Source organism: Spirosoma arboris, assembly GCF_009754945.1.
GTDB lineage: Bacteria > Bacteroidota > Bacteroidia > Cytophagales > Spirosomataceae > Spirosoma > Spirosoma arboris.
This window is the reverse complement of record NZ_WPIN01000003.1, coordinates 638,111-659,818: the sequence shown is the minus strand read 5'-3', so window position 1 is coordinate 659,818 and position 21,708 is coordinate 638,111. Positions and strand designations below refer to the sequence as shown.

At 48.8% G+C, this 21,708-nt stretch carries 18 protein-coding genes and 1 pseudogene; 15 read left to right on the top strand and 4 right to left on the bottom strand.

Features of this window, described 5'->3' with window-relative positions:
- The first annotated feature begins 49 nt into the window (after positions 1 to 49).
- The 14 genes and pseudogenes from GO755_RS10510 to GO755_RS10445 all read left to right on the top strand — a co-directional run bounded on the left by GO755_RS10510 (position 50) and on the right by GO755_RS10445 (position 15,265).
- Positions 50 to 1,216 carry a glycoside hydrolase family 43 protein gene (locus GO755_RS10510; protein WP_157584695.1) on the top strand — a complete coding sequence of 389 codons (1,167 nt, stop codon included), beginning with the start codon at positions 50 to 52 and terminating at the stop codon, positions 1,214 to 1,216.
- Between the two features lie 535 nt (positions 1,217 to 1,751).
- Positions 1,752 to 1,931, top strand: a complete 180-nt coding sequence (locus tag GO755_RS10505; protein ID WP_157584694.1) for a hypothetical protein — start codon at positions 1,752 to 1,754, stop codon at positions 1,929 to 1,931.
- A 395-nt stretch (positions 1,932 to 2,326) separates the two neighbouring features.
- Complete coding sequence (locus GO755_RS10500) at positions 2,327 to 3,475, top strand: alpha/beta hydrolase (RefSeq protein ID WP_157584693.1); 1,149 nt, start codon at positions 2,327 to 2,329, stop codon at positions 3,473 to 3,475.
- Positions 3,476 to 3,668: 193 nt separating this feature from the next.
- On the top strand, positions 3,669 to 4,871 hold the full coding sequence (locus tag GO755_RS10495) for a PQQ-dependent sugar dehydrogenase (RefSeq protein WP_157584692.1): 1,203 nt from the start codon (positions 3,669 to 3,671) through the stop codon (positions 4,869 to 4,871).
- Between the two features lie 57 nt (positions 4,872 to 4,928).
- Positions 4,929 to 5,894: a gluconolaconase gene (locus tag GO755_RS10490; protein WP_157584691.1), complete on the top strand. Its 966-nt coding sequence runs from the start codon at positions 4,929 to 4,931 to the stop codon at positions 5,892 to 5,894.
- Positions 5,895 to 6,041: 147 nt separating this feature from the next.
- Positions 6,042 to 6,788 (top strand): DUF3891 family protein, encoded by a 747-nt coding sequence (locus GO755_RS10485; RefSeq protein WP_157584690.1) that lies wholly within the window; start codon positions 6,042 to 6,044, stop codon positions 6,786 to 6,788.
- A gap of 78 nt (positions 6,789 to 6,866) precedes the next feature.
- On the top strand, positions 6,867 to 7,355 hold the full coding sequence (locus GO755_RS10480) for a low affinity iron permease family protein (protein ID WP_157584689.1): 489 nt from the start codon (positions 6,867 to 6,869) through the stop codon (positions 7,353 to 7,355).
- A gap of 454 nt (positions 7,356 to 7,809) precedes the next feature.
- Entirely contained in the window at positions 7,810 to 8,379 is a 570-nt protein-coding gene (locus tag GO755_RS10470) for a recombinase family protein (RefSeq protein ID WP_157584687.1), read from the top strand.
- A 39-nt stretch (positions 8,380 to 8,418) separates the two neighbouring features.
- Entirely contained in the window at positions 8,419 to 8,583 is a 165-nt protein-coding gene (locus GO755_RS10465; protein WP_157584686.1) for a hypothetical protein, read from the top strand.
- Between the two features lie 150 nt (positions 8,584 to 8,733).
- On the top strand, positions 8,734 to 8,985 hold the full coding sequence (locus tag GO755_RS10460; protein WP_157584685.1) for a hypothetical protein: 252 nt from the start codon (positions 8,734 to 8,736) through the stop codon (positions 8,983 to 8,985).
- 118 nt (positions 8,986 to 9,103) lie between these two features.
- Positions 9,104 to 10,459, top strand: a pseudogene (locus tag GO755_RS41405) (chemotaxis protein CheB); the annotation flags it as partial.
- A 573-nt stretch (positions 10,460 to 11,032) separates the two neighbouring features.
- The gene (locus GO755_RS41400; protein WP_227686930.1) at positions 11,033 to 14,155 is read left to right on the top strand and encodes a PAS domain-containing protein; all 3,123 of its coding nucleotides are present in this window, start codon (positions 11,033 to 11,035) and stop codon (positions 14,153 to 14,155) included.
- A 31-nt stretch (positions 14,156 to 14,186) separates the two neighbouring features.
- A complete protein-coding gene (locus GO755_RS10450; protein WP_157584683.1) occupies positions 14,187 to 14,630 on the top strand; it encodes a response regulator in 444 nt (147 codons plus the stop codon).
- Positions 14,631 to 14,800: 170 nt separating this feature from the next.
- Positions 14,801 to 15,265: a response regulator gene (locus GO755_RS10445; protein WP_157584682.1), complete on the top strand. Its 465-nt coding sequence runs from the start codon at positions 14,801 to 14,803 to the stop codon at positions 15,263 to 15,265.
- A gap of 172 nt (positions 15,266 to 15,437) precedes the next feature.
- Here GO755_RS10445 and GO755_RS10435 read toward each other — a convergent pair whose 3' ends face one another.
- The 3 genes from GO755_RS10435 to GO755_RS10425 all read right to left on the bottom strand — a co-directional run bounded on the left by GO755_RS10435 (position 15,438) and on the right by GO755_RS10425 (position 17,957).
- A complete protein-coding gene (locus GO755_RS10435) occupies positions 15,438 to 15,968 on the bottom strand; it encodes an IS3 family transposase (RefSeq protein WP_157584680.1) in 531 nt (176 codons plus the stop codon).
- Between the two features lie 100 nt (positions 15,969 to 16,068).
- Positions 16,069 to 17,436, bottom strand: coding sequence for an IS110 family RNA-guided transposase (locus GO755_RS10430; protein ID WP_157584679.1), 1,368 nt, complete (start codon positions 17,434 to 17,436; stop codon positions 16,069 to 16,071).
- 236 nt (positions 17,437 to 17,672) lie between these two features.
- The gene (locus GO755_RS10425; RefSeq protein WP_157584678.1) at positions 17,673 to 17,957 is read right to left on the bottom strand and encodes a transposase; all 285 of its coding nucleotides are present in this window, start codon (positions 17,955 to 17,957) and stop codon (positions 17,673 to 17,675) included.
- Positions 17,958 to 18,482: 525 nt separating this feature from the next.
- Here GO755_RS10425 and GO755_RS10420 point away from each other — a divergent pair.
- Positions 18,483 to 19,652, top strand: coding sequence for a glycosyltransferase family 4 protein (locus GO755_RS10420; protein ID WP_157584677.1), 1,170 nt, complete (start codon positions 18,483 to 18,485; stop codon positions 19,650 to 19,652).
- Between the two features lie 351 nt (positions 19,653 to 20,003).
- Here the strand turns inward: GO755_RS10420 and GO755_RS10415 are convergent, their stop codons facing one another.
- Positions 20,004 to 21,707 (bottom strand): IPT/TIG domain-containing protein, encoded by a 1,704-nt coding sequence (locus tag GO755_RS10415; protein WP_157584676.1) that lies wholly within the window; start codon positions 21,705 to 21,707, stop codon positions 20,004 to 20,006.
- Position 21,708: the final 1 nt, after the last annotated feature.

The window sequence follows — 21,708 nt, the reverse complement described above, 5'->3', positions numbered from 1 at the left end:
TATCCGCAAATCGTTTGAACGCTGGCTCAAGTCTATAAAGATTATTACTATGAAAAAAAAGCTGTTCCTGGTTCTCGGTTTCATTTTCCTGTTTTTTAGCCATTTATGGGCTCAAACAACACCACACCTCGCTAAGGCCAAACTTACCTATACCAATCCACTACCAGTCCAATTTGGGGACCCATATGTTTTGTCCACCCAAGGAACCTATTACATGTATGGAACCGGTGGTGGTGCAGATAAAGGTTTTTCGGCTTATTCATCAAAAGATCTAGTGAACTGGAAGCCAGAAGGACAGGTATATTTTCATAATAACCCAACTGGCTGGAGCGATCCAAATGCCAAGTGGGGAGGAGCCTACTGGGCACCTGAGGTGTATGAGGTCAAGGGGAAATTTTACCTGTTTTACAGTGCACAATGGGGGATAAACCCGACTCAGGAAGTGGAAAATTTCCGTATTGGTGTGGCCGTAGCCGACAAGCCAACCGGACCATTTATTGATTTGACCAACAAACCTATTTTTGATCCTGGGTATCCCATCATTGATGCCAATGTGTTTTTTGATGCCAATGGCAAAGCGTATTTATATTTTTCGCGGTGCTGCTACAAGCACCCGGTCGAAAGCGAAGTGGCCGAGTTAGCTCGGCAGAAAGGATGGTTCAGCGAGATTGAAGAGAGTTGGGTGTATGGCATCGAACTCAAACCTGATTTTTCGGGCGTTATTGGTGAACCCGTTTTACTATTGAGGCCACCCGTTAACCTGAGCGATAAACAGGCTGAATGGGAAAGTCGATCTGTTACGGCTCACGAAGTAAATCGCCGCTGGACAGAAGGATCGGTTACCTTTAAAAAAGGTGCTCTGTATTACATCATGTACTCGGCCAATCACTTCGGCGGCCAGTATTATGCCATTGGGTACGCTACGGCCAGCTCGCCACTGGGCCCATTTAAAAAAGCAACCAATAATCCGATCTTACAGAAAAATACCACGAAAGGGGGTTCCGTTACTGGTACTGGGCATAATAGCATTACGTACTCGCCCGATGGCAAAGAAATGTTCTGCATCTACCATGCAAGAACGGCCAAATCTGGTGCCGATCGAGTCGTCTGCATTGATCGAATGGAGGTCGCCAATGGACGAATAACAATTTTGGGTCCCACCACCACGCCCCAGAAGAGACCTTCAGGCATAGCCGTGACGGTTGCTACGCATTAACACACCGTAGAAATTTTCTTACCCTACCTGCCGGCGCTACTGAATTTCCTTCGTTGGGCTGGTGGAAGATACCAGCTCATTGTGCGACTTGGCCCACCTCCCATGATCCTATCGTGGCGATCGGGTCACCCAAATAAGCAGACACGCTCTGTTCTGGTGGGGAACCACCAGAACAGAATGACCAAAACGACCTGGCTATGAGTTTTCATAACGACTAGGGCACTGCCTGGATAATGAATGTGACCAAGTGTTAACCTATAAGCCTGGGGTGGCTCGTGCAACGGTGCCAATGTCATACTTGTTGGTTGGTCCATTTCCAGGCTCGTTATATGAGGCTGAGTCAAGTAGCAAAGACTAGCCTCAATTGCACGTTATTTATTGAAACCAATCTGACCGGATAATACCATGACCGTAGTGAATCCTAGGCCAAATCCAAAACGACAGGTTTAATTGTAGACAGACTTGAGCCAAATCTTACTTTTCATAACTATTCAGATTGGGGTGGGTTATGTCACAAACGAGCCAATTATACGTTATGGAAACTGAAGATAAACAACCAGATCCTGGTCAAGATGAGCCAACTGGAACCGGCGACTTCCTGGTGGGCGAAGAAACCGAAAATGTAAAACCAACTGGTGTTGATGATAAGTCAACTGGCATGGAAGGGGATGATCCGTTCGGTCAAACCAATGTCAGGGAACTATCTGACAACTAACACACCACCTGTACAAAAATCGCTTTTGTTGATCCTGGCCAATGGAAAGGACAGTCTTAACGTCAGAATGTCAAAACGGGAATAAACCTCATGTCGATAGCCAATAAAATGTATTTGGTATCGACATGAGGTTTATTCCCGTTTTGTTTTGATTAGGTAAATACTGGCTCATGGGACTGGCTGTCCTTTATTGGACATACCGAAAAGATCGTTTAAAGTTGTCTCCAGTAAATAATAGCAAGTCCAATCTTCATATTTTACCAACTGTGAGCTAACGGGGAATTAATTAGCGAATCAGGACCACTGAATAAGCTTATAGGGAATCGGCTCAACTAGAAAACAAAGTACATCTATTGATGGTAGTGCGGTTGATCATCTCAACTCAACAAAAATCAATGAAAAACTTCTGTAGGCCATCCGCCAATCCAAAAAGTTCGATTCCCTATACCCAACTAAATATCTTGGGTATACTTTCTTTTTTAGTCGTTTTTATCCTCTTACTAGGCATGAATGCCTGCCAGGATCACCGTATTCCTCAGCCAGGACAAAGTATCCAGTCATCCAGCCCCAAACCCGACTGGGGACCTACCATTGGGGCCCAAATGTTGGCCGTGATTGAAGAACTCGGCCGGCTTAGTCCCATTCCGCTTAATACGATTACCCCTCAGCAGGCCCGCCAGCAGCCTTCGTTTAAAGATGCGGTTAACTCGTTGCTCGATAAGAATAAGATTCCACGTCCAACGCCTAATGTAACCATTAGCCAACAGACCATTCTGGGCTATAACAATGTGCCGATTCGCATCGTGATCTATACGCCCAAGAATAAGACGGGACCATTACCCGTCATTGTTTATTACCACGGTGGAGGCTGGGTCATTGCCAATCCAGAGGTATATGAATATTCGACCCTGGCACTCGCCGAAGAAACAGGTGCGGTTGTCGTGTCCGTCGACTATAGGTTAGCGCCCGAAAACAAGTTTCCAACGGCCCATGAGGATGCCTATGCGGCCTATAAATGGGTTACCCAGAATGCGGCTTCAATTAATGGAAATCCGGCGAAAATAGCCTTGGCGGGTGAAAGTGCAGGAGGTAACATGGCGATCACGACGGCCATGCTGGCTCGTGACCGGGGAGTTGCTTTACCTGTTCATATCTTGTCGGTTTTTCCAGTAGCCGATAATAACCTGGACACTCCTTCATATAACATTTACAAAGATGCCAAACCCCTGAATCGTCCCCTGGTCGAGTACTTCACTGCCAACTACTTCAATAGTCCAGCCGATGGTAATAGCCCGCTAATATCCCTGGTGGATGTAGCCGATCTGACCAAATTACCCCCAACGACAATTATTGGGGCAGAGATTGATCCTTTACAAAGCGAAGGTATGTACCTACGAGATAAGCTGACAAATTCTGGAGTAACTGTAACGTATCAATTATATACTGGTGCGACCCATGAGTTTTTTGGCATGTATGCCATTGCTCCTCAGGCCCAGCAGGCTCAGACGTTGGCGGCTACCCAACTCCTAAACGCTTTTAAATAAGGGTAAGAATCCTTTCTCTTGATAGAGCGTATAAACTTTATTAAGGAGATAAGAGTCGTAAATACCAGGTAGAGGTTGGCTGGATGGTTTTAAAACTTTTGGCCTGGTAACGATTTTCGTTCGCAAAAAATAAGCATAAAGCGCTTCCCGGCCAGTATTGGAAAGCTAGTGCAAAATCTCCAACAACCCCGTCATGAACCACAAATCCCCTGTTCAACTAGCTAGTACTTTTCTCTTTTTAGGGATTTGCTCGCTGGCTATAGGCCAAAAGGGTCTGCCTGCCAAACAACCCTTTACGGCTACCGTCAATACCATGTACCCTCAGCACCTTGATTTTGCCGAATCAATGGTTAATCAACTGGTGGTGCCAACTGACTTTAAAACCAGCGTGGTAGCAACTGGATTAGGCAAGCCCCGGATCATGGCAATGGCCGACGATGGATCATTGTATATCACCCGGCGCGATGTAGGGGATGTGCTTCGCCTGAGTGATAAAGACGGTGACGGGCGATTTGAGGATCTTAAAACAGTTTGGTCTTCATTTCTGGATGTCCATGGCATAAGCATCTATCAGGGCTATATTTACCTGGCTTCCAGCAAGATTCTTAAACGAGGCAAGCTTAATTCCAATGGTTCCGTGGGTGATACATTGACGCTGATTAGCGATCTACCTGACGGAGGTCAGCATGACAATCGCATGATTAGCTTTGGTCTTGATGGTCAGTTGTATATGAGTGTGGGCAGCGATTGCAACGATTGCTCGGAAACAAATAAAGAACATGCCACACTGCTGGTCATGAACCCCGATGGGAGTCATCGTCGCATTTTTGCTCGGGGCCTACGCAATACCATTGGTTTTGACTGGCATCCACAGACCAAAGACATATGGGGATGCGATAATGGGACCGACTGGCGGGGCGATGAGATTCCGCCCGAAGAGCTAAACAAAATTGTTGATGGCGGTGATTATGGCTGGCCCTGGGTCTTTGGCAAACAACAGGTGGATGTTACTCGGGAAGATCCGGGTGGAACCACCAAAGAAGCCTATGCCAAGACGACCGTTCCAGCAGTTATGACTTTTCCGGCCCACAGCGCGCCCATCGATTTCCGATTCCTGGGCAAACTTCCTGGTTTCCCAAGTGAGTATGCGTACGATGCCCTAGTAAGCTGGCATGGTTCCTGGAACCGTAAACAACCCGAAGGCTATAAAATTCAGCGCATTCATTTCGTGAATGGGCAGCCGGTCTCGGTCCACGATTTTTTCTCGGGCTTTCTGAGTAAAGACGGGAAAACTCGGTTTGGCCGACCTGCGGGCATCTTGCCCACTAAATCGGGTAAGATTTATGTCTCGGATGATGAGAATGGAGTAATATACTGTATCATGGCTTCTAACTAGATTTCCTCGAAACGGCCAGCTGTCCTGATTTTTCACCAGTTAACGTTCAATTCCTGCATGAATAAGAAGACGGGTTTATTACTCATTAGCCTTTGCCTGGTAGGCAGTTTAAGTAGCCATGCTCAAACGCCCCGTATCGCCATTCCGGTTCCAGGTCTGTATCCCGAGGGACTTACGTATTCAAATCAGACCAATCGGTTTTATGTAAGCTCTGTCACAACAGCGACAATTGGCTCAGTTGACCGACAGGGAAACTATGTGAAACTATATGAGGATCATGGCCTTAAATCAACTTATGGATTAAAAATTGATCCAAAACTAAATAGGCTGTGGGTTTGTGTATCCGATGCGAATTATAGTCAGTTTTCGGATTCTACCACCGCTAAAAAACTGGGTCGTTTGATTGCTATTGACGTAACGACAGGTAAAAAAGTGGCGGATGTGGATCTGACCAAACTGTATGCCGGCAAGCATTTCATTAATGATCTGGCGTTTGATAACCAGGGAAATGGCTATGTTACCGATAGCTATTCGCCGGTGATTTATAAACTGGATGTGAGTGGACACGCTTCGGTATTGGCAAAAAGCGATTGGTTTAAGGGTGAGGAGGTAGGCCTCAATGGTATCGTTTATCACCCACAAGGCTTTTTACTGGTTAACAACACGAGTTCGGGGGCTTTATACAAAGTGGATCTAGCCGATCCGACCAAAATTAATCGAGTGATGATCAAGACGTTCTTCCCAGGTGCCGATGGCATGCTATGGATGGGCGAAAGCCTCATTGTCATTCAGAACAAAAGCGTGGACAAGGTCTTTCAATTGGTGAGTAAAGATAATTGGCAAACCGCTGACGTCACGGCTGCCACATCGGCAGAAGACCGCTTTCAACAACCTACAACGGGTACGCTGGTTGATGGACAGTGTTATGTCCTCAATTCTAAAATGAACGAGCTAGCCGATCTGACCAAGCGACCTTCCAAAGAGTTCTCGATTCAACTCGTCCAATTCAAACCTAGTAAGTAGTTGACTCGTCGTGAATCCGATCCGATTTGTCTAAAACAGAATCGGTTTAGTGAACTGCTAATCAACTCAAAAGCTCGATGCTTCATAGCGTTTTAAAGTGGAACAACTACTCAACTGGAATAGGCAGGACAAACTAGAAAAGAGTTCATGATTGTTAGCAGTAAAGACGTTGGTTGGGAAATCATCCATCAGCAGGCTCATGGGCTATTAGCCTTTCAGATCGCCATGCACTGGCGACCCGAAATAAGGCCCATCAATTGGGTCGAAACGTTGGTGGCCATCACAGAACACGACGATGGACAGGATAGCTGGCAGGGCCGAAATCACCTCACGCAGGCAGGAGCTCCAATGGATTTTCAACTCCAGCATTACTCGGTGGCTCAGGCTCGTCGAATGGTGGAAATTGCCCTGGAAAAAAGCCGCTGGAATGCCCTGATGGTTTCCATGCACGCTTCCTTCCTCTATGAGCCAATGCGGGATAAAAAGAAAGAAATAGCTGGATTTCTGGATCAGCAACGTAACAACCAGCGAGATTGGCTGCGGGCCATGAAAGCGACCAAGCAGCAAGCTCAGTATGCCTATAACTTTCTACAGTGGTGCGATGCATTTTCCCTGATTTTATGCCAGGATCTTGTTCCATCAGCTGGCAGGCGAATAGAAATTAGTCTGGGGCCTGATGACATAGCCTATTTTCTTTCGGAACAGGCAAATGGCTCTTTACTGGTCGACCCCTGGCCATTTGATATACCATCCTTTGGGCTCGCGGTCGAAGCTTTCCAACTGAAACAACTAGCCTTTACCACGGATCAACAACTATATAATGCGATTCAACAGGCTTACATTCTCCGAAAGGCATGGACAATTAGTGCCCAGTCGGTTAAGCTGCGTGATTAAAAAGAAGTGAAGTTTAGCCGAAGGGACTTGGAATCAGTTAATCTAGATAGACAATCATACACTGACTCCCTACCCTTTATGGATGCCCAAACAACTGCCCCAGTTTCGACCCCTAAAAGCATTTTTGAACGCTTTGCTTCTTCGGTCACCAAAGCGACCGGCAGTTCGGCTGCTTTTCTGATTGCTTTTGCCTCCATATTGATTTGGGGCCTAACGGGCCCTTTGTTTCATTTCTCGGAAACCTGGCAGCTGGTGATCAATACAGGTACTACTATCATCACCTTTTTGATGGTGTTTCTCATTCAGAAAGCCCAGAACAAAGATTCGATGTCGGTTCAGCTCAAACTCAATGAGCTAATCGCAGCAACTAAGGGAGCCAGTAACCGATTGGTGTCGGTGGAAAATCTGAATGAGAATGAATTATGTATTTTACAAAAACACTACCAGACGATGGCCGAAATCACGCAGAAAGCCTCTGACATTCGAAAATCCCACTCGGTGGAGGAAGCCATCAAAGATGCGTCTGAGAAACTGGAGGATGAGCAGGAATTGGGTCACACGCTTTGAGCAATATATGCGAAATGACCGCTAACTAGTCCACTTAAAGGGGCTAGCGAAGTCCAAACTACATGAAGCGTTTACAATTGGCTCATTGTTCACTGATAGAATCTGTTTTGTATAGGGACCTAGGCATAAATAGGCACTGATGCAGCCAGGAATTAACTAGGTGCTAGTAAGTACGTTCTGCGGCCTGGTCAATGTTAAGCTGACCGAGCAGAACGGCGGCTACCATTTGGCGCATAACAGGTTTAGGCTGTTTCATGCGTAGTTTAACAAGTCTGTCCATAAATCGACTATTTATGGTCAACATTTCTGAGGACAAGTCAGTATTCGCCCGGAAAGTAAAAAATCAGTAGTCAGAAAGTAAGACCAAAAATAAATCATCTTTGCACTTTATGGAACTAACCGCTTCGGCGACCGTCCGCGGCTGCGGTCCGATTTTTGAAACTGCTTCGACGCCATGAATAAAGTGTTTGGCTACGCCCGGGTTTCAACCTTGGATCAAAACCTGGATACCCAACTCGACATCCTTCAACGGGCGGGCTGCCAGGAAATCTTCCACGACAAAATTACCGGCATGAGCACCAGTCGGCCCGCCCTGGATGAACTGCTGACCAAATTACGGGCTGGCGATACGGTTCTGGTAGCCTGTTTCTTTCGACTAGGTCGCAGTCGGGATCACTTAATCCGTTTACTGAGCGAGTTTGCCGCCAACGGTATTCACTTTAAAGCCCTGGATCTGGGCGTCGACAGCACCACGCCGGCCGGCCAACTGGTGCTACAAATTTTTGCGGCTTTGGCCGAATATGACCGACTTAGTCTGTTGGAAAAAACTCGGGCGGGCCAGTTGCTGGCAGCAGCCAAAGGCAAGCATATGGGTCGGCCCAGGGGCGTTAAGCCCGAGCCGTTGGCTAAGGTCAAAAAAGCACTGGAGCGGGGTTTGTCTGTCTCGGGGATTGTCAATCTAACCGGCATCAGTACCTCGAGTGTCAAACGCTATCGCCGGCTGCTGGAAGCTCAACAGGTTTAACAGTGAGAAAATAAATGGGATTGGTTACTAAGTGTCAACGTGGTAGAAAAGCGAGATAGTATTGTCATAGGAAACTCGACCGAGGCCGAAGTGCCGTCCATGCCCGAAAACACCATCCAGCGGGTAGTCGTTGATTACGTGTTACCCGCAGCACAGTTAGCTTCCCAACTAACCAGATTGGTGGAGCAGACCGTCAGTCAGTGAGGCAACACCGAGGAAACCGCATCGGCAGACCGCCAAAAAACAGCGTTAGAAATTCGGATGGCTGCCCAATAAAACGAAGTAGCGATGAATATTTTCTCATTTGGAACCCTGAGCCCCTACACATGCCCGGAATGCCACGGGGTGCTGACGATGCTCAACGAAGGGAAGCTGGCCCGCTTTCGTTGCCATACCCGCCCTGCTTATTCGGTCGATATGCTGCTGGCGGCCGTGACTGAAACCATTGATTCCAATCTCGACAACACGTTGCGTAGTGTGGACGAAGCCGTCATCCCACGCAATCACCTGGGCGACCACCACGCCGAAGCCAATCAGCCTAAACGAGCGGCTCTGTATTTTCAGAAAGCCCGGAACCGGTCCGATCAGGTCCGACCGGTGGTCTAAAACCACCAGACCCTGAGTCCGGATAGGCTCCTGCAGCAAGCCGAAGGAATAACCGATCCGTTGTCTCAGTAAGCCATAGCTATTTTCAACCTCCATTAACTGTAGCCGAATTCTACCCGTGAGTAAGAAGAAAGAAACCCGGAAAACGACCCATCAACCTCAATCAAAGCCAACCTTCATTGTGGGGATTGGGGCCTCTGCCGGCGGGGTCGAAGCCTTAACCCGGTTTTTTGGCCAGATATCCGCTCATTCGGGGCTGGCCTATGTGGTCATTCTGCACCTCTCCCCCGATTATGATAGCCAACTTGCGAAGATCCTCCAGGAAGTCGCTCCCATTTCCGTGACCCAGGTGACCAAAGCGGTACGTGTGGAAGCAAACCATGTCTACGTGATACCACCCGATAAACAACTGCACATGCAGGATGGGACGATTACGGTCCGCTCGTCGGCGCGCCCGGAAGAGCGCCGGGCGCCGGTCGATATTTTCCTGAGGACCCTGGCGGAGTCACATGGCCCCCTAGCGATTGCAGTCATTTTATCGGGCACGGGAGCCAACGGCTCGATGGGCCTTAAACGGGTCAAAGAAAAGGGCGGGGCCGTCTTTGTGCAAAACCCCCGCGAAGCGGCTTATAATGACATGCCGCGCCATGCCATCGCTACCGACCTGGTCGATGATATTTTGTCGGTGGCTCAGATTCCAGCCCGGATACTGACCTATGTCCAGAGTCTGGGTACGATCTCAATTGCCGAAGAAGCGCCCCAGCGCCCCGAAGATCAGCAGCAGGCCCTGCGGGAGGTGTTTACCCAACTGCGCCTGCGCACTGGTCACGACTTTTCCAATTATAAGCGGTCAACACTGCTGCGCCGGCTAGAACGCCGAATCAGTATTCACAGCCTACCTGGCTTGCCCGCTTATGCCGCTTTCCTGCGCGACCATTCCGCCGAAACGCAGGCCCTGCTAAAAGACCTGCTGATTTCGGTGACCAACTTTTTTCGCGATGAGCCAGCCTTTCAGTACTTGGAGCAGCAGGTACTGCCGGCACTGACGCGCCGAGGAAAAGAAACGCTACGCGTCTGGGTGACGGGCTGTGCCACAGGCGAAGAAGCATACTCACTGGCGATGCTGTGCGCTGAGCAGACGCTGGGGGTCTTTGATGCGCCCAAGGTGCAGATCTTTGCTACCGATATCGACGAGGATGCCATTGCCACCGCCCGCGAAGGGCTGTATACGATCAACGATGCAGCCGATGTCTCACCGGAGCGGTTGAGTCGCTTTTTTACCAAAGAAGGCGACGCGTATCGCGTTCGCCGGGAAATCCGCGAGATGATTCTGTTTGCCAACCAGAATGTTCTGAAAGACCCGCCCTTCTCCAAACTGGACCTGGTTACCTGTCGCAACCTGCTGATTTACCTCAACCCCGTTGCCCAGGAACGGGTGATGGAAACGTTTCACTTTTCGCTCAATCCAGGGGGGTATCTGCTGCTGGGCCTGTCGGAGACCATTGATGGCTCGGGCGACCTGTATGCAACCGTCAGCCGGGAGTACCACCTCTACCAAAGTCGACAGGTAGTTTCTCGATCCTATCCCATCCCGGAGAGCATTCCCCAGTTGCATCCGCTTCGGAAGCGGATGCCCGAACCGATTTCCGAGCTGGAGAATCGGTCGGTGGCCCGGCTGAGTTTTGGCGAGCTGCATCAGCAGATCCTGGAACAGTACGCTCCACCTTCCATCATTATCAATGGCGACTACGATATTCTTCATTTTACGCCCCTGGCCGGGCGGTATCTACACTTTTCCGGGGGCGAACTGTCCAAAAACCTCTTGAAACTCATTCGGCCTGAGTTGCGCCTGGAACTGCGGACGGCGCTTTACCAGGCCAGCCAGCAACAAACGAACGTGGAAGTGCCAAACCTTCGCATCCGCCTGGAGGAAACGACCGAGCCGGGGCGACGGAGCGACGGCCCGACCGAAACCCTAACCCTGCACATCCGGCCCGTGCTGGGCGAAGGAGACCCCGTCCACGACAATCCAGCCCGGGGCTTCATCTTGGTCCTGTTCGAATTAACCGGCGATAGGGCGAATGACGCCACTCCGGTACTGACCCAGGTTGAGCCCATGGCGCGTCAACTGGAAGATGAGCTGATCCGGGTGAAGACGCAGTTACGCTCGGCCACTGAACAGCATGAATTACAGGCCGAGGAGTTAAAAGCCTCTAACGAAGAGTTGCAGGCTATAAATGAAGAATTGCGCTCGGCGGCCGAAGAACTGGAAACCAGTAAAGAAGAACTCCAGTCAATCAATGAGGAGTTGACGACGGTGAACCAAGAACTGAAAGTGAAGGTGGAAGAGTCCACGCTGGTCAGCAATAATTTGCAGAACCTGATCAACTCCACTGACATCGCGACCTTGTTTCTGGACCGCAGCTTTCAGGTGAATCTGTTTACACCCGCTACGCGCCAGATTTTCAATTTAATTCCGTCCGACTTTGGTCGGCCCCTAACGGATATTACCAACCGACTATCGTATGCCCACTTGCAAGCCGATGCGGAGGCTGTTCTGAGCAGTCTGCAACCCATCGAACGGGAAGTGTCCACCACCGATGGCCGGGTGTTCATCATGCGGATACTTCCCTACCGAACGGCCGAAGACCGCATCAATGGCGTGGTGCTGACCTTTGTCGATATCACCGAACGCGTCCGCACCGAAGAAGCCCTGCGCGAATCGGAAGAAAAATACCGCACCCTGTTCAACTCGATTGACGAAGCCGTTACCACGCTCGAAATCATCTTCGACGAGAACGATAATGTTGTTGACTGGCGCATGCTCGAAACCAATCCAGCGACGACCAAGATGACTGGATGGACCAGCGAGACCGTCGGCAAGAAAGCCAGTGAATATATTCCCGGTAACATCGAAGCATTTTGGTTCGAGACTATTGAGCGCGTGGTGAAGACCGGCGAGCCAATTCGCGTTGAACATCCGGTTGCGGGACTTAATGATAACTGGTACGAGATGTATCTGGCGCGGGTCGGCGGAGCGGGCAGCCGCCAGATCGTCGTCGTTTACAATAACATCACCGAGCGTAAACGGGCCGAAGAACGGCAGGCTTTCCTGCTCAAGCTGAGTGATGCGTTACGATCTGTGTCTGACCCGGAGGCGATTCAAGCGACGTCCACGCAGACCACGATGGCGCATTTTGGCGCCGATCGGTGCTACTACGGCGAACTAGAAGACGATAGTGTTATCGTTCGCCGGGATGCCTCCCGGCCTGACCTGCCCTCCGTGGTCGGTACGTACCCATTGAGCAGTATGGACCTGTATAAGCTCGTGCTCGAAGCCGGAAAGCCTGTGGTGGTGCAGGACGTATATACGACGAACTCACTGGATGAGCCACTCCGTCAAACCTGTATTCAGCTCCAGATTAGTTCGTTTATTACTATTCCGCTGATGAAGGAAGGAAGGCCCGTTGGGATGCTAAGCATGACGCAACGAACCCCCAGAGCTTGGACAGACCTCGACATCGAGTTGGCGCAGGAAGTCGCCGAACGGATCTGGTCTGCCGTCGAACGCGCCCACGCCGAGCATGCGCTGCGCGAAACCGAGGCCCGATTGGCCAGTCTCCGGCCGCTGACCTTGCTGGGACAAACCGAAGAGTTAGCCCAGATCGGCAGTTGGGATTATGATCGGTCGACCGGTCAGTTTACCTGGTCGGATGGCATGTATCGGCTGTTCGGGCTGGAACTGGGCTATCCCGTTCAGCCTGACATCTATCTGGAGCGAGCCTTGCACGAGGACCTAAATAAGGCTCAACGGCTGGTAGCCTGTCTACACGAAGGGACGGGTAAGCTCGAAGTCGATCTGCGGATTCGGGTGGACGAAGCTGTCAAAACCCTGCGGATCAAAGCCGAAGTGATCGGTGAAGCGGATCAAGGCCGGGTGCTGGGGGTCGACCTAGACATTACCGAGCAATTAGCCGCCCAGCAGCAAATTCGGGACACGGCCGAGTATCTCCAGGCCGTGCTGGATTCGTCCCCGGCCGCCATTGGGCTCTTTAAAGCGGTGCCCGATGAGCAATACCCCCAGGACATCCTTGATTTTGAGTTGGTGGTGGGCAATAACAAATTAGCGCGCTTTTTCAACCAGCCCTTAGCGGAGTTGCTGGGCCAAACGACCAAACCCTTTGGGGCGATGCTATGGGAGGAGGAAACACTGGACAATCTGCGTCAGGTTTACCAGACCAGCGCGCTCCGCTACCATGAAAGACGGATGCCCGCCCCGCATCAGGATCGCTGGCTGGGCGTTACCGTCACGCACCAGGATGATGGGGTGGTACTGACGGGACTCGACATTACCGAGCTCAAACAGATTCAGGCTCAGCAGCAGCAATGGCTGGGTGAACTGGAAGCCTCCCGTAACAGCGTCGAGGCTTTAGCCGCCCTAAAAGAATCAGTAGCTCAGCGTACGGATCTACTAAGAACCTTTTCGCATGACCTGCGGGGCAACTTCGGCATTATTCAGGGGGGGTTAGGCTTGTTGGCGATGGCCATCACCGAAAGTGACCGGGCTAGAATGATGGACATGGTAGTCCGCAATGTCAAACAGGCAACGGGCCTATTAACGGATTTGTTGGAACTGGCCCGCCTGGAAAGCGGGCAGCAGCAACGAACCATTACCACCTTTGACATCAGTGTGCTGCTTGTGGAATTAGTGCAGAGCCTTCAGCCCGTGGCCCAGGAGAAACACCTAGTCTTGGGCACATCGGGATCCGATACGCTGCTGGTCGACAATGACCGCAAGCTGGTGTACCGATTAGCCCAGAACCTCATTATTAATGCTCTCAAATATACCAACCAGGGGCAAGTACTGGTTCATTGGGAAGCAGTCGGAGACGGATGGTGGTTTGAGGTGGTGGATACAGGGCCTGGGCTAGGGGCTGAACTAACCGCCGGTCTCAATCGGACCGAAGCGACGCCTTCCGCTCCGTCGACTGAACCTACGAAAGAGACACACTGGATCCAGTTGCCCGGTGAAGGCATCGGCCTGCGGATTGTGCGTCAACTGACCGGCTTGCTCGACGCGCAGCTTCATGTGATCAGCGAGCTGGGAGTGGGGAGCCGGTTTCGGATCCACTTTCCCCGGACCTACAGCGATTTATCCCCTACATCTTAACGAAGGTACCTCTTTAATTTTTCCCTACGACATGCTCTATTTGGTCGATGATGCTGCTGATTACCGGTTTTTAGTCCAGCAAGTATTTAGTTTATTTTTGCCTGCCTATGCCTTGCGCTTCTTCGTCGACGGCCAAGAACTACTGGCGTATGTGGAGCAGCAGGCTCCCCTCGTTCCTAAACTTGCAACGGGTTCAGTCGGGGCGGGACTGATCGTACCCGACCTGACGAGGCCCGGATTGATTGTGCTGGATATGGATATGCCGGGCTTGGGTGGTTTACAAACCCTGGAGCGCCTGAAACAATATCCGCTTTGGCAATCCATACCGGTGGTACTGATGAGTCATCGCATTGAGCCCGAATTACTCGAACGGGCTTATCAGTTAGGCGCTAATGCCTACTTGAGCAAACCAATGGAACTTGTTGAGCTGAAAGACACCCTGGAGCAACTCTGTCATCAATGGCTGGACGGGTAACTCAGCGGTTGCGCGGCTGATCATCCAGCCCCCAACTGCCTATTATATTATGTCCTCTTATGTGCCATTACTAAAATTAGTTAGAAGTGACTTACCCACACAGCCAGTCAATTCCAGTTCATCAATTTGGGCGGTAGCGAGTTACGAGAGCAAACTAACTTTCTGAAATCATGACAGGCCACACGATTACCAGAAAATCCCTTAAACTTCTTATCATTGAGGATAATGACGATCAATGGATTATCATGCAGGAGGCCTTCAATCTGCGTTTTCGGGAGGCAACGCTTCAGCGCACAGCCACCCTTGAGCAAACGTTAGGCTTCTTAGCGCAATGGCGCACTCAGGAAGGGGAACTACCCCATCTTATTTTGCTGGATCTTTTTCTGCCGACGGAGGCTGCTGGCTGGCAGCTACTCAAACAAGTAAAAGAACTGTCTCCAGCCTTGCGTCGCATTCCCGTTGTGATGTTTACGAACTCGTCAGCGGTGGCCAACATCGAAGAAGCATATCAACTCGGCGTTTCGTCCTACCTGACAAAACCAATTGAGTTGGCGGACTGGCTGACTTGTATTACTCAGTTGCGTGTGTATTGGTGGGAAACCGTAACGCTCCCCCCTGTCCGACATGAATTTTGAGTCATCATGAACGCTCATTTACTTAGTGCCAACTATAAACCTCACGGTCCGCCATTGCGGTTTGAAACCGTAAATTTTCGCCCATTTGGAAGAAATACTCCCAAAGGCATCCGGGTGAATGGGATAGCTCCAAGGCCTATCTGGACACCTTTGCAAGTAAGTGGTGTAGCTACTAAGGAAAAATCAAATTCCGTTCGATAGGCCGGTTTTTCAGGGCCATTTGCCAAGCTGGAATGGTCGTCTCAGCCGCTTTCATCAACGTACTTAACGACCAACCGATCACTTTTCGATTAAGCAGATCCATAATGATGGTTAGATAAAGCCAGCCTTCAGCAGTGGCAATGTACGTCAGATCAGAAACCCATGCTTGCCCCGACTTTTTAGGATTGAACTGGCGGTTTAAAAGGTTTTCGGCCACTGGGTATGTGTGCTTGGAATCAGTGATGGTAACTACATATTTCTTCTGAATGACACTTTTTAGATTGGCCTGCTTCATCAATCTGGCTACTCGGGGGCGGGATACGGTTACGCCTTGTGCCCTGAGGTCCTGCGTGATTTTTGGACTACCATAACGCTTTTCACTAGCTGTAAATGAATCACTTATCATTGCCAGAATAGTATCATTCTCTGTTGTTCTTTTGGTGGGCCGTTGGGCTAACCAAAAATAATAGTTACTGCGGCTTACTTGTAGTACTTTACACATCGTCTCAACAGAAACTGGGCTTGGTGAGCCTTTATAAATCCAAAAATTTCCTGTCGCTCCTGGAGAAGATGCCAACCGCCTTTTTCTGTACAACTGATTTCTACCCTACTGACAACGAGTGCTTTACGAATAGCCTTGCTAATTCCTCTTTCGTCAGTTGAAGAGCGTGAAGCTTCTTATCCAGATGCTTCAGTTTCATCGTCCGCTGCTTTTCTTGGTTCATTTCCACTCGCTCCTTATGATAAGCTTCGACTTTCGTGATCATGTTCCAGATAATAACCGCCAGTTTACGGGCAGTAGCAATAATGGCGGCAACCCGCCCTTTCTTAAAAGCGATCCGCTTAAAGAAAGGGGTTAGCTCATGATCTTTCTGGTTCCCAATAGAATTGGCCGCATGTCGCAACGCTTTGGCGATATAACTGCGACCTGAAGGCCTACGGTTACTAATGACTTTGCCGCCACTAACCTTATTATTGGGGACCAGGCCCAGCCAGCAGGCAAAACTTTTGGCATTCGGAAATTTATGGATGTCATGCCCCAGACTAGTCAACAAGCAAAGCACCGTGTTATAACTGATGCCCGATACGGCAAATAAATCGGTTTGGAAGTATTGGTAAGCCAGATGTGATAGATTAAAACTGGGTGCATGTTTATCGGCTCGCTTGCGGTGGGCTTTCAATTGCTTCTTTTCATCCACCGTTATCTCAACGGGTGGGGCGTACTTGATCAGAAACATTCCAATGATCTGGTCACATTCTTTGATCTTACCTTCGTAAAGTCGATAAAAATCTAAAGAAGCCTGTAGCTCGAAGAGCAACTCCTCCCGCCACCAGCCTTGTAGGGCATTGGCAATCTCCTGACGTAATTTTTTAACCCGGTCACTGACCAGCAACACTAACTGGTCGGCTTCGCGGTGGCCAGCCAAAATAGCCTCAATGACAGCCATACCGGATTGACCGGTGATATCATTGAGCACTACATCCAGTCGGATATTCATCAGCCGTAGTGCCTTTTGCATCTTATTCGAGTAACGAGCCGACTGCTGAACCAGATGCAGCCGATGATAATAGTAAGTACATAGCTGTTGAAAGGTATCACTCAGCAACAAACTTCCCGATAATAAGCCAAGCGAGTGCAGCTTCTGAATCCAGATGCAAGCAATCACATCCGTCTTACGTCCCTTTACATTTTTAGTTTGGTTACCACCTACTAGCAGCACCTCAAAACCTGCCTGCTGAAGGGCATTAAACAGCGTTTGCCAATAACTGCCGGTACTTTCCATCGCAATGGTCGTAATGTTATGCAAGTGCAAATGGTCAATGAGTTGCTGATGGTCTTTGGTATAGACGCCAAATTCTCGAACGTTGTCTTTGTTCTGATCGATGGCCACTAGATGACTCCGTGAGCCCACATCGATGCCAGCGGCACGGGGATGAATGATCTTAAACGAGGCTTGGTTGCTTTCCATTGGACATTGACGGTTAATGACTTCAGGGAGCGCACCGAGAGAGTAAGAGTTTTCTGTACGGGATTCGCCGAAGCGATCACCAATGCATTCGTCAAATGCTTTCCAAGAAGGAAAGGCATCATGCGCTCCAGCCCAGATTTTAGGAAGGACTCCGTTAGATACCAGTAAAAGCGGGAGGCTTGGTTCAGGAAGTCGACCAAAGGTAGGGTTTCTTGCCGGAACTTAAGTTGTAAAGGTCATTCAACAGCGTACGCGCTGTATACTGATTTTAGTATCTCGCGTTCTAATTCAGCCTGCTTAAGGTCCTTTTTTAGACGTAAGATTTCTTGCTGCTCTTGGCTCACTTGAGCCCGGCTAACGGTTGGGGTGCCTTGAGCAACTCCTCGTTCTCGGCGCCATCGGGTTAGAATTTGTGGGGTTATGCCCAATTCTTGCGCGGTCACTTTTAGAGAGACTTTGGCATCCACCAACTCCACCGCCATTCGTTTAAATTCGTCGTCGTACTGCCTCCTAGTTTTCATAGTTCACTAAGTTAGATCATGCTTAACTTAATGTCCAGTTAAAGGGAGCAGGTCCAGTGAGAGCTAAGTCATGCTTAATGTTATATCAGATTAGGTCTTGACTGATAATTTTGACGCTATTACTGGCTTAAAAGCAATTACTTATACTGCTAAATGTCTAAAGTCCTTAAAACGGATTTTTTCTAAGTGTTATCTTTGTTATATCTTCTCAACGGGTTTCTTATTAAAGCCCATTTTTAATGGAGATAATGCATGAAACTGAGAGGCTGTCTAAATTTGTTAAAAACAATCTCAGTTTTACCCCCAATCCCCTGGCTTAGTTCATCGTGGAAATAAGCCCTCTTCAAAGGTTGGGGATAGGTTAATCAAACTAAAAACCTGATTTTTAGACAGCCTCTTACCAATCAAGATTATTAAACTGACGCCCTTTAGTTATGAGTTCAGCTATATAGATCACCCGAATCTGCCATTAATTATAATCTACTCGATTCAACAATACCTATTGGTCAACAAATAAGCACCCGAATGAATGTATTAATTGCAACTTACCTAGTATCATCATCACCTTCAGGTGTGGTTACCTCTTATCAAACATTAGCCAATGATCTGACAGAGGCTGGTATGGGTGTACAGATTGTAGATTCGTCGCATACACCTGTTATCTGGCGTAAAGGTCTAGGCCTGTTGAAACGTATAGTTCAACCATTGGGAGGGGCTTTCCGGGCTATCTATGAAGAGTTTGCCTATTTCACAGGTATATATCTATCAACGCGTAAATTTCGCCACTCCAACTTTGATCTTATCCATGCTCAGGATGCCCGTTCGGGAGTGGCTGCCTGGCTGGCTCTTGACAGACAAGTGCCAGTAATTCTTAGTTGCCATTTCAACGATGATCCCGTAACGGAATTAGTCCTTCGGTTTTCACTAAAATCCTGGGCCACAGCTCGTCTTACAAGCTGGTATAAATATCTATTATCAAACATAAAAAACTATGTATTCAGCTCAGAGTACGCTTATACAAAATCGAAACATCACTTACCAGCTACTATTAACAAGCTAATTCTCTACAATGCGGTTAACCTAAAAGCCACTGCTTCCCAATTGACTAGACTCCCATCCGACCAGTTTCGGATTAGCAATGTGGGCTACATCGACGAACGAAAAAATCAGAAATTACTGCTTCAGATTGGACACGAACTTTGTAAGAGAGGTATTTCCAATTTTACGATCTGGCTCATCGGCGATGGACCGAAGCGTACCGAGTATGAGCAATTAGCTGCATCGCTGGGCCTTTCGAAACAGGTGCATTTTTATGGGCAGTACCCAGCTCCCTGGCAGTTAGTAGCACAATCCGATCTATATGTCCATACATCACTAAACGACAATTGTCCGTATTCTATCATTGAAGCGTTAGCCGTAAAAACACCAGTTCTGGCACTTCCTGTTGGCGGGATTCCAGAAATGTTGCCTGATGCTTTTGGGCTATTACGCGGTACTGATGTTGGTACGCTAACAGATGAGGTAATTTACTATTTCAACTCAGAAAATCGCGCCCAGTTGACAGAAGAGCAATCCATTTTTGGCAACCAAAGATTCAATCATCGGGTTAATCTGAAGAAATTGTTTGCTTTTTATGAGCAAACCACTGGAAAACCTGCCTCCTCAATCATTCACTCCAGCCACGCAATGGGATGATCTAACTTTATTGGCTTACGATTCTTGGCACTTGTTGAGGGGTACAGGAACGATTTGTTAAGCCTTTTCCTCGATTTAATAGATTTTCTAAAATCAGCTGATTTAGGCCCAATGGCAATATAAGAACTCTTCCCAGTTAGATTCTAGCGAGCACTCTAGAACCTAACTGGGAAGAGTATTTGTGGTGTTATCCTTTCACAAATCAAGTCGTCCCAAGATGGGGCGACTTGACCTAAATCACCTTTATTGCATACACTTATTTCCTCGATTTTTAAACTGATAAGTAATAAAACGTATACTCTAGCCAGAATTCACCCATAGAGAGTTGACTTTATAACAACTTGGGTTTGTTTACCGGTCGTAATCCTTGTTCTGAGGATCGATGTTTATCCAGCCTGAGGTCCAGTTGTCAGAGCCAAACGCGCCCCGGTAGGCTACTTGGGTGAAGAATGAATTGGTTAATTTTCCACCTGTTGTTCCAGATCCCAATAATGGGGAAAGAACTTGGGGTAAGAAATTAGGAGCAGTTAGACTGAAATTAGCCCCATTTAGCAATAGCGATGCCATGTCTGATGTCTGAACAATCTGGTTACTTCGTCCAGCTACCGTGAAATAAGCTGTAGCCTGGTCGGCAGAAATTCCACCCACCCCTACCACAGGCGTTAATACGTTAGCCACTACAACTCCTTTTAAATCAATGGTGCCGCTCGTCAGGCCTGCCCCGGAACCATCCAGCGTTAATCCAACCGGGTATCCATACACTATGGAGTTGTAAATACTAATGGCACTGTTTCTGCGCAGATATATACCTGATTGGTAGCCCCCCGTTCCTTTTGCTGTATTATTCGCTGTAGGTGTCGTGTTAAACGCGAAATTACTCACGTTAGCAAAAACAGGTGCGTTTTGGGTCAGCCCATTAACTAGCACAACAGCGGTAACATCAGCGGTTTCTGTTGGTGTGAAATTTTCTACCTCAAACCCGTTTGACCCAGACTGGTCGGCCACATCTGGATCACGAAGTGCGACGCCAAACTGTACATTGCCTACATAACCCCAGTCAACACTCCAGTCGTCATCGAAACTGCGGTAAGAAAACAGATTTTTCAGATTTGCCGAACCTCCAAACCACGAAAAGCCATCGCTGCCACTGTATGAGACCTGAATATGGTCGATAACGGTACCTGATCCAACTCCATATAAAGACAACCCACTAAGTCTGGTTACGGGCGTAGTTGGCTGTACGGCACCTGCATATTCGATCCGAACGTATTGCAGGGTACCGGAGTTATCCAACGGCTCACCATAGGTTTCAACTGTTCCTCGAATACCATTTGGATAAAGCGTTGTGCCAAGCTGGTTAACAGGGGCTTTACCAATCAGGACAAGGCCACCCCAATCACCGTAATTGCGTTGGCCAACAGCCTTGGCTGAGGTAAATACAATGGGCTGTGTCGCTGTTCCCTGGGCTATTAGTTTACCCCTCTTTTCAATGATTAGGGCTCCTGCATGATTAGTACTGGTAGGGTCTCGTTCTGGGCCAGCTCCTTTAATAATTGTTCCTGCCTCAATGGTCAGCGTATAGTTAGCCGGAATGTATACCAAACCTCGTAGTAAATAAATAGTGTCCTTTTTCCAGTTCAAATTAGCAAAGGTGGTTCCCGATACTTCTTTCACCGGTTTAACAGCAGGCAAAGAAACCGTAAATGTACCCGGAGCCTGCGCCGTTTGTCCACCGGCAGTTACCGAGACAGGGCCGCTTGTCGCGCCAGCAGGTACTACAACGACAAGGCGCGTATCAGTAGCCGAAACTACAGTAGCTGTTACACCACCAATAGTAATCGTATTACTACCAGGATCTGTGCTGAAGTTCGTTCCGGTAATGGCAATAGTGCTTCCAACCGGAGCCGTGGCCGGATCGACACTAGCTATCGTTGTCTTGGGGGTGGGCTTTATAACTGGTGTAGGCTCATCCGGATTTTTTTTACAGGCGACAATAACCGCTGCCAGGCCCGACAGCAGGAGCAGCATGGTAAGTAAGTGTTTTACAGTTTTCATA